Annotated in this window: 1 protein-coding gene; it reads left to right on the top strand. The window is 48.4% G+C overall.

The window, feature by feature from the left end:
* Nucleotides 1–693, top strand: a 693-nt coding sequence (gluQRS, locus tag KIV40_RS32335; protein ID WP_285353444.1) for a tRNA glutamyl-Q(34) synthetase GluQRS, incomplete at its 5' end; no start/stop codon positions are given.
* Nucleotides 694–790: the final 97 nt, after the last annotated feature.

Here is a 790-nt window from a genome sequence, read left to right as displayed (position 1 = left end):
GAGACGTATCAGCTGCATTGGGATGGCGAGGTGATTTATCAGAGCCATCGACACCCAATCTACCAAGCTCAGATCGAGCAATGGCTCACCGAACAGCAAGCCTACTACTGCGAATGTACTCGCAAACAGATCAAGGCCCTCGGTGGCTTTTACAATGGTCACTGTCGTGATGCTGGTCTTGATGACAATGGGCAGCGTGCGGTGCGTTTAGTAATGAACCACCCAATCGAGTCATTTGATGATATTCGTCATGGCACCATGAGCATTCCTGCAGATCTCGCCAAAGAAGACTTTATCATTAAGCGTCGTGACGGCCTGTTTGCGTATAACCTTGCAGTCGTTTTAGATGATATCGCTCAAGGCGTTACAGAAGTCGTGAGAGGCGCAGACCTGATTGAGCCGACAGGACGCCAAATCAGTCTGTATAAGGCCCTGAATCAGCCACAAGTGAGTTATCTACCCCTGCCTTTAGCAACCGATGCGACAGGCAACAAACTCTCAAAACAGAATCACGCGAAAGGGATTGACCTAGACAACCCAAAACCGGCTCTGCTGAGTGCAATGCACTTTCTCGGTTTCACTTTACCTCAAGACATTGAGCAAGGTTCTTTGAGCGAGATTTTAGCTTGGGGTTGCCAGCATTGGCATATCAATCAGCTACCCGATACACTGCATAAAGAGCACCGTGATTGACACGTTCGCGGCATGAAATCGTGTAAACGACACATAAAAATGCCATAACCCTTAGGTGTGTATAAGCGGACAATGTTCTCAAATGGCTTCCGCTAGG

The sequence above is a fragment of the Vibrio sp. D173a genome, assembly GCF_030248475.1.
Note: the sequence above shows the minus strand (reverse complement) of the source record. Positions and strands in the feature narration are given on the sequence as shown.